This window comes from Pyrococcus sp. (assembly GCF_030153625.1).
In the GTDB taxonomy this organism is placed as follows: domain Archaea; phylum Methanobacteriota_B; class Thermococci; order Thermococcales; family Thermococcaceae; genus Pyrococcus; species Pyrococcus furiosus.
Genome location: NZ_JASKLM010000005.1, coordinates 37869 through 50982 on the forward strand (window position 1 = coordinate 37869; position 13114 = coordinate 50982).

General features: G+C 38.9%; 14 protein-coding genes and 1 other RNA gene. 6 read left to right on the plus strand and 9 right to left on the minus strand.

The genetic code is table 11. The features are described 5' to 3' along the window. Window positions 1-32: 32 nt before the first annotated feature. Genes PWP39_RS01620 through PWP39_RS01630 form a run of 3 tightly spaced genes read right to left on the minus strand, consistent with a single transcriptional unit; the run spans window position 33 to window position 2317 of the window. On the minus strand, window positions 33-311 hold the full coding sequence (locus PWP39_RS01620) for a hypothetical protein (RefSeq protein WP_011011568.1): 279 nt from the start codon (window positions 309-311) through the stop codon (window positions 33-35). Window positions 312-313: 2 nt separating this feature from the next. Beyond that, complete coding sequence (locus PWP39_RS01625; RefSeq protein WP_011011569.1) at window positions 314-724, minus strand: DUF61 family protein; 411 nt, start codon at window positions 722-724, stop codon at window positions 314-316. 9 nt (window positions 725-733) lie between these two features. After that, window positions 734-2317 (minus strand): hypothetical protein, encoded by a 1584-nt coding sequence (locus PWP39_RS01630; RefSeq protein ID WP_011011570.1) that lies wholly within the window; start codon window positions 2315-2317, stop codon window positions 734-736. Between the two features lie 105 nt (window positions 2318-2422). Here PWP39_RS01630 and PWP39_RS01635 point away from each other — a divergent pair, with 105 nt between their 5' ends. Both PWP39_RS01635 and PWP39_RS01640 read left to right on the plus strand, forming a co-directional pair. Then, the gene (locus tag PWP39_RS01635) at window positions 2423-3535 is read left to right on the plus strand and encodes a geranylgeranyl reductase family protein (protein WP_011011571.1); all 1113 of its coding nucleotides are present in this window, start codon (window positions 2423-2425) and stop codon (window positions 3533-3535) included. A 10-nt stretch (window positions 3536-3545) separates the two neighbouring features. Further along, on the plus strand, window positions 3546-3878 hold the full coding sequence (locus tag PWP39_RS01640; RefSeq protein WP_011011572.1) for an ASCH domain-containing protein: 333 nt from the start codon (window positions 3546-3548) through the stop codon (window positions 3876-3878). Here the strand turns inward: PWP39_RS01640 and PWP39_RS01645 are convergent. The 4 genes from PWP39_RS01645 to PWP39_RS01660 all read right to left on the minus strand — a co-directional run bounded on the left by PWP39_RS01645 (window position 3875) and on the right by PWP39_RS01660 (window position 7401). Continuing rightward, entirely contained in the window at window positions 3875-5374 is a 1500-nt protein-coding gene (locus tag PWP39_RS01645; protein WP_011011573.1) for a carboxypeptidase M32, read from the minus strand. The genes PWP39_RS01640 and PWP39_RS01645 overlap by 4 nt on opposite strands. A 104-nt stretch (window positions 5375-5478) precedes the next feature. Beyond that, complete coding sequence (locus tag PWP39_RS01650) at window positions 5479-6045, minus strand: zinc metalloprotease (RefSeq protein ID WP_011011574.1); 567 nt, start codon at window positions 6043-6045, stop codon at window positions 5479-5481. 10 nt (window positions 6046-6055) lie between these two features. Continuing rightward, complete coding sequence (locus PWP39_RS01655; RefSeq protein WP_011011575.1) at window positions 6056-6622, minus strand: nicotinamide-nucleotide adenylyltransferase; 567 nt, start codon at window positions 6620-6622, stop codon at window positions 6056-6058. Window positions 6623-6627: 5 nt separating this feature from the next. Further along, window positions 6628-7401 (minus strand): (R)-S-adenosyl-L-methionine hydrolase, encoded by a 774-nt coding sequence (locus PWP39_RS01660; RefSeq protein ID WP_011011576.1) that lies wholly within the window; start codon window positions 7399-7401, stop codon window positions 6628-6630. A gap of 72 nt (window positions 7402-7473) precedes the next feature. On the opposite strand from PWP39_RS01660, the gene PWP39_RS01665 reads away from it, so the two are divergent. The 4 genes from PWP39_RS01665 (at window position 7474) to PWP39_RS01680 (ending at window position 10242) form a co-directional block, all read left to right on the plus strand. Next, the gene (locus tag PWP39_RS01665; RefSeq protein ID WP_011011577.1) at window positions 7474-9078 is read left to right on the plus strand and encodes a hypothetical protein; all 1605 of its coding nucleotides are present in this window, start codon (window positions 7474-7476) and stop codon (window positions 9076-9078) included. 15 nt (window positions 9079-9093) lie between these two features. Beyond that, window positions 9094-9675 carry a tRNA (cytidine(56)-2'-O)-methyltransferase gene (locus tag PWP39_RS01670; protein WP_288072144.1) on the plus strand — a complete coding sequence of 194 codons (582 nt, stop codon included), beginning with the start codon at window positions 9094-9096 and terminating at the stop codon, window positions 9673-9675. Next, window positions 9623-10186 carry an archaetidylinositol phosphate synthase gene (pgsA, locus tag PWP39_RS01675; protein WP_011011579.1) on the plus strand — a complete coding sequence of 188 codons (564 nt, stop codon included), beginning with the start codon at window positions 9623-9625 and terminating at the stop codon, window positions 10184-10186. The genes PWP39_RS01670 and pgsA overlap by 53 nt, the downstream gene beginning before the upstream one ends. After that, window positions 10185-10242: C/D box small nucleolar RNA (locus PWP39_RS01680), an RNA gene on the plus strand. Before pgsA ends, PWP39_RS01680 begins: the two co-directional genes overlap by 2 nt. Here the strand turns inward: PWP39_RS01680 and PWP39_RS01685 are convergent. Further along, a complete protein-coding gene (locus PWP39_RS01685) occupies window positions 10233-10937 on the minus strand; it encodes a TIGR02253 family HAD-type hydrolase (protein ID WP_014835149.1) in 705 nt (234 codons plus the stop codon). The genes PWP39_RS01680 and PWP39_RS01685 overlap by 10 nt on opposite strands. Before the next feature lie 40 nt (window positions 10938-10977). After that, complete coding sequence (gor, locus tag PWP39_RS01690; RefSeq protein WP_011011581.1) at window positions 10978-12939, minus strand: glyceraldehyde-3-phosphate:ferredoxin oxidoreductase; 1962 nt, start codon at window positions 12937-12939, stop codon at window positions 10978-10980. Window positions 12940-13114: the final 175 nt, after the last annotated feature.

The window sequence follows — 13114 nt, forward strand, 5'->3', positions numbered from 1 at the left end:
ACAAAATTTTGATTATATTTAGGGAATTGAATCTAGAATATTGACATAGATATGAGAATCAATCCAAAAAGTATAAAGAGGGAAAATGCAAGTAGGCTAAGCTTATACAATGTGAGCTCCCAGAAGTGATCTTTCACTATAATTCCAACTATGAGGAGCATTAATCCGTATAAAGTGGAAAATATGCCTAAGGAAAGTATAAAATCAGCTTTCATTAACATCAATATTCCAAGGATTGCACCCGCAAATAGAGTAATATGGGGAATAGTTAATGCGTAATATCTTACCAGGGTTTTTTCTTCCTCCTTCATAATTACCACTCCGTTATGAAGGCATAAACTGTAGTTGTTGGAAGCTTTCGCCTTATTGTTGGAAGATAGTACCTCGGTAGCCTCACAGTGTTTTCTTCTAAATAAATATCCTCACTCAGCTCTAGAAGCTTTTTAATAACCCTTACCTCTCCTCTCCCTCTAACGACAAAGTACCCTCTATCTAAGGTGCTTAGTTCTAGTATAATAGGCAATTTAACTAGGCAAGCTTCCTCTCCTGCCAAGGTTTTTAAAAATTCAAGTTCTGATCTTCTAAAATAGTGAAGAGAGCCGTCTCTAAGCTCTATTGATGGGGAGTCTTCTTTAAGTAGCTCACATAGGGATTTTCTGGCCTTTGGGAGGTGGGAATTAATTCTTCCTATCTCCATTTGAATAATTCGGTCTACTTTTTCCATGAGTCAAGATCACCTCCTTCCAAGCGGTGACTTTCTCTTTGGCTTGGGGCGTTCCCTTTTTCTTTTCCTTGTCTTTTTCCGACTATAATAATATATTCCAGCACCTACGAGAACCAGAAGCATTACAGAGATTAAAAGAATTATTGTTTTTTGGTTGTTTCCTGTTAAGGCTGGGGTAGTATATGTTTGGTTTTTAGTAGTGAAGGTAAAAGTAGATTGGGTTGTAGAAGTCTGAGAAGGCTTTGTTTCTTCCCGTCCACTAGTTTCAGATGGAGGTAATACTTCTCCCCACCCACTAATTTTCGTGCTCTTTCCAAATGAAGTTAAAGTTATCTCATACGAAAACTTCCCATACCCATTTATTGGAATTTTAACTGTTGTTTCTCCTGGGGGCAAGTATATCTCCTTAATCTCCTTTACTATTGTTCCATTCATCCATCTAATTGTGTACGTGAGCGTTGCAGGAATTTGGAAAGCATTTGGATTGTTGATGATGATTGTTGGAGGAAGTACAGTTTGGTTGTTTTCAGTGAGTATAGTTAAAGTTGGATATCCAACTACAAGATACCAAGTGGAAGCGCTTCCCAGCTTTAATCCGTCGTATTCTAAATTTACATTGACTACATTCTCTCCCAGGTACTCAGTAGGCAGCTTAATCTTTACCAAATTAGACCCAGGGCGTGCTTTAATTGTTGTTTTATTCTTATATATAGCATTTCCATCTTCTGAATGTACTTGCACAGTTAAGTTGACGTGTATATCTCTTTCAGAAGAAATAAAGACATATGCATAGTTTTCTTCTCCTTGGAGAACGTTGGTTTTCTCTATTGAGATAGTTGCAAGGGAAACCCCGAATTCCACTATATAATCCTTTCTAAACACATATTCTCCCCTTTCATAGGAGATTTTATATGTCAGCTCATAATTTCCAGGAGGCACTGACTCTGGAACTTTTAATTCAAATTTCACTAAATTATCTCCTGGGAAAAGTGATAAATTTGCATACTTTTCAATAACAATGTTCCCTCCCATGTCTTTCAAACAAGTTGAAGCTGTAGCATTTATCACTTCACTCGCAAGGTTCGCTACATGTGAATAAACTATGATGGTCTCCCCATTAAAGACGATATTCGAGTTGGGCCTTTCTTTTACATATGAAACAGCTTCATAAAAAATTAGGGGCTTATCTTTAACTTCCAAAGGGACATATGCCCTTATTAAATACATTTCATCATCATGAAAGCCCCACATGAATATGTAAAGAGTGTATTCTCCTGGAGCAACATTCTTGTCGGTAACAATCGTATATGTTATAACTCTTTTTTCTTCAGGCTTCCATTCGTAAAACATCTTTGGTGAGAGGGAAATGCTGAATCCGCTAACTTCATTTTTGTTTTTGTCCAATATCTTTACATCTTTAATTGTCACAGAAGTAAATGTAATTGTGAAAGGGTTTTTGAGTTCGAAATCTCCTGTAGTTTTGGCTCCAACAAGAGTAATAACTTTTCCCTCAGGCTCGAATTCAAGTAGTTGAGCGCTAACAATTGGCATAATCAATGTTATCAGGATCAGGGAAATAATCCATCTCCTCATTATGGTCCCTCCTGTTATTATAGGAAGATGAGGCTAAAATAATTTTCTTCTCTAAGATACAAAGTTTTTATTGTTGAGGTTTAATTAAGTTTAGGGGAGAGCATTATGGATTATGATGTTTTGATAATTGGTGGAGGACCAGTGGGTAACTATCTCGCATCTCTTTTAGCTGGAAAGCTCAGTGTAGCAGTAGTGGAGAGGAAAGGAAGTTTTGGAGGGAAGGCGTGCACTGGAATCATTGGGGCTGACAATTACGAAGCTCTTGGTTTTCCAGAAAAGGCCGTTTTGAATACCTTTAATGGTGCGTACTTTATCTCCAAGAAAAAATATTTTCACATAAGCAGAAAGACTCCACAAGCTTATCTTGTGGATAGAAAAATTTTAGAAAGAGAATTAGCAAAAAAGGCCATGAAAAAAGGAGCAGAGTATTATTTGGCAACGAATTTCCTAAAGTTTAAGAATGGGAAGGCTGTTCTTCAGCATCTTGATGGTAGAATGGAAATAGGAGCAAAGATTTATGTCGGGGCAGATGGAGTGAACAGTACGGTGGCAAAAGAAATAGGGGCAAAAACAGAGGGAGAAATCCTTAAAGGATGGGAAGTAGAGGTACTTGGTAATTTCAGGAGGAATTCAGTAGAAGTGTGGGTAAATAAGGACATAAACCCTGATTTCTTTTTCTGGGTTGCTCCCATAAATGAAGAAGTGGCTAGAGTTGGAACTTTTGGATCCGTTGATTCTTTAGCTAAGTTTCTCCAAATGAGGAAGCTTAAAGGAGGGCAGATTTTGGAATTTAAAACTGGAGCAGTAATATTGGGAATGAGAAAACCTTGGGTTAAGGGAAATGTAGCTTTAGTTGGAGATGCTGCACTACAAATTAAACCCACTACTGCAGGAGGAATAGTTTTTGGGGCTCTCTGTGCAAGGGCTTTAGCTAAGGCTATCCTCAACAATAAATTGTCGAGTTATGAGAAAATGTGCTCTTGGGTTAAAGAGCAGATATCCTTTGGTCTTAGGATTAGAAAGGTATTCAAGTCATTAACACAAGACCACATAGAAGAGATATTCAACGTTCTAAGTTCAGAAGATGTGATAAGGCTTATTGAAGAGAGAGCTGATTTTGATGATCATGCAAAAACTGTAAAGGCTTTGCTCAAAAGCCCAAAAGTTTTAAGCAAGCTGATTAGAATTGCACCAATAATACTGAGAACATTAGTATGAGGGATGAGAAATGGAATGGGAGATGGGGTTACAGGAAGAGTTCTTAGAGCTAATAAAGCTTAGAAAAAAGAAGATTGAGGGTAGGCTTTATGATGAAAAAAGGAGACAAATAAAGCCTGGCGATGTAATATCCTTTGAAGGTGGAAAGTTAAAGGTTAGGGTCAAAGCTATTAGAGTATACAATTCATTTAGGGAAATGCTGGAGAAAGAAGGATTAGAGAATGTTCTCCCAGGAGTGAAAAGTATCGAAGAGGGAATTCAGGTTTATAGAAGATTTTATGATGAGGAAAAAGAGAAGAAATATGGGGTAGTGGCGATAGAGATTGAACCTTTGGAGTATTAGAGATACTTCTCCTTCACCCACCTCACAAAGTATTCAGCATCCATATCCTCTCCAATTGCTTTCTTTAAGAGTTCCTTTGGAGGATAAATGCTTCCCCAACGGTGTATCTTTTCTCTGAGCCATGCCTTTATTGGGTCAAACTCAGCCTTGGCAACCTTTTCTTCAAAGTCTGGTATGTCCTTCTTTATGTGGTAGTATAGTTGAGCTGATAAGAGTGTCCCTATCGTGTACGTGGGGAAGTATCCTATGCTTCCATGTGCCCAGTGAATGTCTTGTAAGATACCTTCTGAGTACTTCCTGGGTCTTATCCCAAGAAGTCTCTCCATTTCATCATTCCACATCTCTGGAAGATCCTTTGCCTTTATCTCTTCACTCACCATTAGTCTCTCTAGCTTAAAGCGGAGCAATATGTGGAAGTTGTATGTCACTACGTCGGCCTCAGTTCTTATGAAATCGGGCCTGACTATGTTGAAGTATAGGTAGACATCTTCAGGTGTGTAGTTCGACATGAAGGGTAAGTTCTCTTTTAAAACTGGGTATATGAGCTCAACGAATTCTTTAGAACGTCCAATTATGTTTTCCCAGAATCTGCTTTGGCTCTCGTGAATTCCTAGGCTTACTCCTCCTGCAATGGGGGTAAACATAAATCTCTCATCCTGCTGTAGTTCGTAAAGTGCATGCCCAAATTCGTGAACCGTGCTTAAGATAGTTCTTCTGAAGTCATATCCCTCATAACGTGTAGTTATCCTAACGTCCCTTATTCCAAACTCAGTTGTAAAGGGATGGGCTGAAACGTCGAGTCTTGCTCTTGTTCCCAGGGGAAAGCCGAATTTTTGCAATATCCAAAGGTTAACTCTTTCCATCCATTCCCTTTCATATTTTTCTTTTTCTAATGGGTGCTCCCTGGGAACTTTTCCTTCTTCAAGTATTTTATCGAGGAGTGGTTTCAGTTTCTTTTCCAGGACTTCAAACATCTTTTCTACATCTCTTGTTCTAAGTCCTTCCTCATATAGGTCTAGGAGAGCGTCATAGGGCTCTTCTTCATATCCTAGGTATTCGGCTGCTCTTTTTGCCAGGGAAATTATCTTGTCCAGCCATGGTTCAAATTTTGAAAAATCATCCTTTGCTTTAGCTTCCTCCCAAGCTTTAGTGGCGAGAGAAGTTGTTTCGCTAACTTCTCTAATGAATTCTGGAGGGAATGCTCTCGCTATCCTTATACTCCTATCTAGAACCCTAACTATTCCCCTCTCATATTCATTGAGGTTCTCTAGTCCTTTGGCTTTCTCTACGAGATTTACGAATTCTGGGTGTAACAGCAATTCATGAGAAAGAACAGAGAGTTCGCCCTGGGCTACGGACCTTTCTAGAATTCCCTCTTTGGGCATGTTGACTTCTAAATCCCAGCCAAGAACGCTCTGAGCATGTCCAATTGCCCATATTCTTCTATATTTTGCCAAAATCTGCTTTATCGTTTCGTTTTGGAATACCTCTTCCATATTACCACCACTTTCAAGTGATTATTTTGTATGTTAAAACTGTTTCCATCAAAATTTACACGAAAAAATAAATATAACAACGTTATTGCTTTTGGTAGTAAAAATTAAACTAGATTGTAAAGCATGAATGCAACTCCTATCGAAATTCCCCAGTACCCAGGATTCCACAAGAGAACCTTAAAGCCGTCAAGGGATGGGAATGGAAGTAAGTTGAAGAATGCTAGCCATGAATTTACTCCTGCAGTGTAGGTAAAGATTAACTTTAATACCCCTCCTGTAAAATTGGAGAGGATAACTGAAACAATGGCCACTATAATGTTTGAGAGTGGCCCCGATAATGCTATTATGCCCTCACTTTTCTTATCTCTCCAAAATTGATATGGAGCGTAAATATGGACTGCACCAAGGGCAGCAAAAACCCATGTACTGCCAGTGAGAAGCTTCGAGAATAGGCCTAGGAGTAGTGCTATTATTATACCAGTATCCCATCTCTTGTACAAGGCATAGTATCCATAATACCTTGCCACTTGTCTATGAGCAAGTTCATGAAAAATAAACGCTGTGAGAAGTGCTGGGACAACGAAAGGCATAATTCTAATATTAAAGTCCGAAAAAAGGAGTAAGAGAACTATAAATGATATCAGTAGGTCTTCAATTTCCTGTCTTTTCATGGATAACACCTCAATACTCTGGAATCCTAATTGGGGCCTGAAGTTCTTTTTCACTACTTTCAAGGTTCGTTGCTAGCATTCTTATTCTTTCTACCCCCCTGATCTCCTTTATGTATTCTGCCACGCTCTTCGGTACTAGATCTTCCCAGGGTTCTCCCTCTATCATTCTTCTTCTAATTTCTGTTGCAGAGAGTATATCCTTTTTGAACATTGGCTGAACTACAACTTTATATCCTCTTTCTCTAAAGAGCTGGGCAACTAATGAGTTCCCAGTAAAAACAACCTCAAACTTAGGAACCATGCTCTCAACGTATGGAACCCAAATTGCATTGAAGTTTATGTCGGGTAGGGGTATGAGGTAGTATCGCTTTTTCTTGCTTAACCCAGATTCATCCAACGCCCTAATTAGCATTTCCATTCTTTCACCAGTTGTAAACGGATTTTTGAGTGTGTGACTTGCTTGTGCACTTCCAATTCCAATGATAACTTCATCAACTTGATCAAAGACAAATTCTAACGCTTTTATATGGCCTTTGTGAACCGGTTGAAATCTTCCAACAAAAAGTCCTCTTTTCATAGTTTCTACCTCCTTAGGATCACTCTTATTTCATCTCCTACTTTAATTTTTAATACATCTGCAGCTGATCCTTGATTTACAGCTATTTCTAAGTATCCATGGCTACCTGGGAGGGCCAGCATTTCCCCTGGTTTTACTTGACCGTATGTGTCAAGATAAGGAAGAGTTAGTTTGAAGTCTGGTAAAACGACTTCTTTAGGTTTCTCGTATCCTTCAAGGTTTAGTATCACGTTTCCAAAATCATCTACATATATTACCTTTAGTATCCAAACGTCTCCTTCTCTCCTGGGGGTTATGTTTAACCTAACAATACTTTCTAGAGGGATTTCGTTAGAAAATTCTAGTGGATCAACGCCCTTGTCAATTAATGCAGCGGCGGGGCCAAACAAGTCTCTTCCATGAAAGGTTGAGCTAATTTCCCAGGTTACATACTTCTTAATTTTTTTCATATCAATTTCGTAGGCTCTTCTGGGCTTTATATGCTTCATTGGGAGTGTAGCAAGGCCGTTGTCTGGAACAACGAGCCATTGTTCACCTTCAATTATTATTGCCCTTCTATTAGTTCCAACTCCTGGGTCAATGACTCCAAGATGCACAGTTCCTTGTGGTGAATATTTAACGACCTGCTCCATAACGAAGGAACCCTCTAGAATTGAGTGTCTGGTTATGCTGTGAGTTACATCAACTAATCTCGCATTGGGATTTAGTTTGAGCATTGCAACTTTCATCTCTCCGACATAAGGCCCCTTTAATCCAAAGTCTGTTGTTATTGTTATCACTTATTTTCCCTCCTCTAGATTATTCTTCCAGAAAGTTTATTAAATATATCACCTACATCATATAGGTGAGTTATGAGACATTTAAAAATACTTGTGGTAATGATGGTATTACTTGGATTAGGTTGTCTTATAAAGTCTCCTGCCCAGGTTAGGTTTAGCTTAGATAAGACTGTTGTTACACCTGGAGAATATTTCTATATTGTAGTGGAAGTAAATAATACGGGAAAATTTGCAATCGTGGATGTAAACCTTAATATTGAAGGAGAAGGATTTTTGGTAGTTCAAAGGCCAAGTTTGACAAGCCCAATAAAAGTTGGAGAAGCTACAAAACTTATATGGGTCGTTAAAGCTCCACCAGTTCCTGGGGTATATCCGGTAAAAATTTATGTGGACATAAAAGACGAGTTGAACAGAGTCTGGAAAGGATTTATTTATGAAACAACGATAAAGGTTGAAAGCTCTAGTAATTCAGAACAAAAAGTTAAAGTTGAAGCAATACTCCCAGAAGAGATATATGGGGGTTCAGAATTCAACATCTCTCTTATAATAAAGAACAATAATCCTGTCCCAATAACGATTTCAAAGATTGATATAATTGCAGGAAAAATAAAAGTTGTCAACACAAGTTTTCAAAAAGATATTGTAGTGATGCCTGCTTCTTCTGTTAAAGTCGTTTATACATTTCAAGTTCCACATCAAACGTTTCAAGATACTATATTTTTCCTTGTTGAATATAAATCCCCTGAGACGGGAATTGCGAAGGTAGTTAAGAACATAAGTATAAGAGCAACTTTAAAACCATGGCTTTTAAACGAAACTATACTAAGGGATTTATACAAAGAGGTTTCACAATGGATTTTCTACGATAAGATTGTTGATGGATATTGGGAGTGGATATATAACTCAGATTCCACAATAAACAGAACATACTTCCGAGAGAAGATCTTAAAAACTTTAGAAACATCGGATTCTGACTTAGAAGCTGGCAATGCAATATTCAACTATCTTATAACCCATCACATATTTAGTGAGAGAATAGTAAGAACTTTAAATCCTCAGGAGATTGATAAAACTCCTTCTATATCGCCCATAGAAGGAAACATCCTAGCTGTGGCATACTTTAGGTCTGCTAACCTTCCAGCTAGAATTATAGCCTTATATAACAATATTGAGTGCACAGAAAGCCCAATAACTGAAGTTTATCTAGAAGGAAAATGGTTTGTTATAGACCTTGGCCATACATATTTTGCACCAAGAGACGAATATATTGCAAGTAGGTGGTTCCCGAGAATCTACCAGTTAATAACTCAGAAAAACTATAGAATTGTTGCATTGAAGCCAGCTCCTATCTTAGAGCATTCTCATGAAGATATAACGGAGGAATACGTCGCTGGTATTGAAGATGTTATAGAGGAACAACTCCAGGAAAGATTAGACAGGGAGACCTACTCAAAGGTAATCAGAATTGTGGACAGTTTAGAAACAAAAGAGGAAAGGATATTTGCCTTGTTTCTATTTTCCTCAGCCGAACCTCAGGAAATTAAAACTCTTCTTTCGAAGGCAAGTTTGGAGAATATTGCGAAGACAATTAAAGCACTATACCAGTTTTATTATGACATAGAATGGGAGGAAGATTTTAGAGTATATTGGGTAAAGCTAATGCAGATTTACAGCTAGAGGGGTGTTCCAATCATGATAGTTGTGTTAAGACTAGGCCACAGACCAGAAAGAGACAAGAGGGTAACTACCCATGTAGCATTAACAGCGAGAGCTTTTGGAGCTGATGGAATAATAATTGCTGGAGAAGAAGATGAAAAGGTTAAAGAGAGCGTGGAGGATGTAGTGAAGAGATGGGGTGGGCCGTTCTTCATTAGGTTTGAAAAAAACTGGAGAAAAGAGATAAAGGAATTTAGAGGAATAAAAGTGCACTTGACGATGTATGGACTACATGTTGACGATATAATAGAGGATATTAAAGCGAAATTTAGAGAAGGGAATGACATAATGGTGATAGTAGGAGCTGAAAAAGTTCCGAGAGAAGTTTATGAGCTAGCTGATTACAATGTTGCTATAGGAAATCAACCTCATAGCGAAGTTGCTGCTCTTGCAGTCTTCTTGGATAGACTTTTGGAAGGAAAAGGATTAAAAAAGGAGTTTAAGAATGCAAAACTTAGGATAATACCGCAAGAACGCGGGAAAAAAGTAGTGGAGGTTGAAAGCAGTGCTGAGCAATTTGAGACCATTGGCGAAAAAGCCACTGGAAAAGATAGCTGAGCCATTCTCAAAGCTTGGCATAACTCCTAATCAACTCACTATGGTTGGATTTTTCCTGTCTTTACTTGCATCTTATGAATATTACCTCAATAATCAGGTTTTTGGCTCATTAATACTATTACTTGGGGCGTTCTTAGATGCTTTAGATGGGAGCCTAGCAAGGTTAACCGGAAGAGTTACAAAATTTGGTGGTTTTCTCGATTCTACGATGGATAGGCTTAGCGATGCAGCAATAATCTTTGGAATTGCATTGGGAGAGTTAGTTAATTGGAAAGTAGCGTTTTTAGCGTTAATAGGCTCTTACATGGTAAGCTATACAAGATGTAGGGCTGAATTAGCTGGTTCTGGAACTTTAGCAGTTGGAATTGCTGAGAGGGGAGAGAGATTATTGATTCTTGTTATTGCAGGATTATTCGGAATTATTGATATTGGTGTGTATCTGGTTGCAATACTCTCTTGGATAACCTTCTTGCAAAGAGTTTATGAAGCAAAGAAAAGGCTTGAAAAATAGGGATGATGAGATTTGCTACCTCTGAAAATAATGATGAACCCTGCCGTTACTGACCGTTTAACTCCTCAACTATCTGAATAACTTCCCTAAGGTCGCTTATTACAAATTCACACTCTTTCCATAACTCTTTCTTTTCTCCCTTTCTGTCTACCAATATTGAGAGCATGTCAAGCTGTCTTGCCCCACCGCAGTCTTTTATTGGATTATCTCCTACATACACAGCTTCACTTCCTTTAACGCCAGCCTTTTTCAGTGCAACTTCAAATATTCTGGGATGTGGCTTAAAGAATCCTGCCTCTTCACTTGTGGTAATTGAATCAAAGAGCTCGGCTATTCCTAGGGCTTCAAGGTGTGCCCTTAGATATGCTGTATCTGAATCAGTGATTAAACCAACGTGATATTCTCGTTTCTTAAGCTCGTTCAACACTTCTACAACCTCAGGATACAATTTCCCATACCTTTGGTGAGCTTTCAGGTGGATTTCCCAGAAGTTTTCGGGGTAATCAAAGCCATATTTTTCTGCCAACTTTTTCATAATCTCCTCTTCTATTATCCTAATAGGCTTGAAGGGTTTTCCTGCATATTGTGAGAATGCCTCCCTTGTTAGAGCCTCATACTCACGTAACAATTCCTCGGGGGATATTTTCTTGTTTTCTCCGAGAACTTCCTCCATTATCTTTAGATGCGTCTCATATTCTCCTTCTTGACTTAACAGAGTGCCAATGAAATCAAAAAAGACTGCCTTAATCATGCTATCACCATTATAAAAAGGATTAAGGGGTATAAAAAGATTAAAGAGTCCACTCAGTTCCTATTAATTGACTGTATGCATCTAGGACTCTCTTCAAGTACTCTTTGGCCGTTCCAATTTTGTCTTCTTTGAATTTCTTGGCCCAGTTTTCGTTTCCAAACTCTTCACTGCCCTTTGCAACTAAGTCGATTACCCTCATGCTGTCCCAAAATACTGGCTCATAACCTGCCTTCTTAAGGTAGTCTATAAGCTTTCTAATCTGTTTTTTGGCGTGCTCTTCCATGTCAATGCTGACACCATATGCCTCCATAAACAGAGCCTTTAGGACTTTCTTCATCCACCCTCTGTGGAAACGACACCAGCCTACGTTATCGTACCAGAACTCCCACAAAGCACTTGAAACAATTTTCTGAGCAAGTTCCTCTGGTTCTAGGAATACTCCAAATTGATAGAATGTCCAGTATCTACCTTGAATAGGCAATGGTATGAAGTTTCCAATGGCCCAATACATTGTTGGGTTTATCTCTCCATCGTCACCTAAGGGTGTGTAGACTCCATAATCCTTAAAGCTCTCTCCATAACTTAGTCTGTCCTTGAACTTTTCATCTAAGATCTTGCTTGCTTTCCTCTTACCCATTCCAATTATCCTAGCAACTTCCGTTTTTCCAAAAGCTATTGAGTGGGCCAGCTCTGCAACAAGTTTAGCATTTTTCTCGCTTGCTTCCACAGGCTTTGTGATTAGATCGTCCTTTGTAAATTCTGGAACATCGCTAATTCCAACCTCTGCAGGCTTTAGTAAACCTTTGTGAACCAGCTCCAACACCCACGCTGCTGTACCGCCGAATTCAATTGCATCAAATCCCATGGCATCTACTGCATGAACACTAATATCGCTTGCATAGAGGTATATACTTCCGCTGAGAGGACCGTTTGCTTCGTAGGGCTCATATTCAACGTGATGTCCTTTTCTGTGCTTCTTACAAACTACTGGACAGGGCTCGCCACAGGTAGTCCAGTTCTTTGGTTGTATTGACTCTTTGTTGAAGGGTTCCCAGTAATATTTCATTATGAGCTCGTGAATCTTTATCCTCTCTTCTTTTGGAATGTAAGGCATTTGCCAGTTTAAAACTGGCACTAAATCACCTTCAGCTGGGTAATTACCTCCAAATGTACCTCCTGTGTTAAGTTTTGGATTGTATCTATACTTCACGGTGCTTTCATTAATCACATCCCTCTGAGCCTTCTTGTGAATTCCTTCAACCACTCTTTTGGCAACTTTTACATCGCTTATGTCCTCACCTGGGAATTCTCTCTTTCTCTTCTTTCCACCGAATGCTATGGCAACTACATTGTGAGCCCTCAAAAGAACACTTCCAGGACCTCCCCTTGCGGCCCAGTCTTCGCTACCTACAGCCCTCTTACCATTTCTTAGAGCTTGGGAGAAAATTGCACCCATGTTAGTGTTAAGTGCAGCTGGGCCAACTACGGCAATTCTAAACTCCATGCCTTCAAATACACTCGCTAGGTTATCAAGAAGGTATTGCGTTAGTGCATAAACCCCCTCTTCTCCTTTGTATTCTTTCCATACATCTAAGAGTTTCTCAAGCTCAATTTCATAAAAGTCAACGCTTAACTTCTCACCGTCATTCTTTAGAATTATCACGGTAGGCTTCTCAGCTTTTCCATGAATTTCAACGAAATCAACACCTACATTTTTGAATTGATATCCAGCTCCACCCATTGTGGAGGGGAATAGACCTCCATAGAGGGGAGACCTAAAGAAGAATACTAGCCTGTGACTTCCAGGCAAAACAGAACCTGCGAAAGGTCCTATTCCAAAGATAACTATATTCCTTGGATCGTAGGGATCAACTTCATATGTCCTTAGTTCATTGTGTCTCATGATTCCGTAGTCTACAACTCCGAAAATGTCCTCCCTTTCTATCTCTTGAGCTTCTACTTCCCTTTTACCTACATCTAGTTTTAGAACTGAAAATTTCATACGTCATCACCTCGATTATACCACTACCAGTGACGTGATTTCATTTAACTTACTTAAAAATTTTTGCATTTAATTTTGGATACTGTTAGGATAAGCTGTGGGGTGTCAGGTTTAAGTTACTGGCAGTACTTTAGAAAAAGAAGGGGGAACATGAAGTCTGAAACCATTATTTACT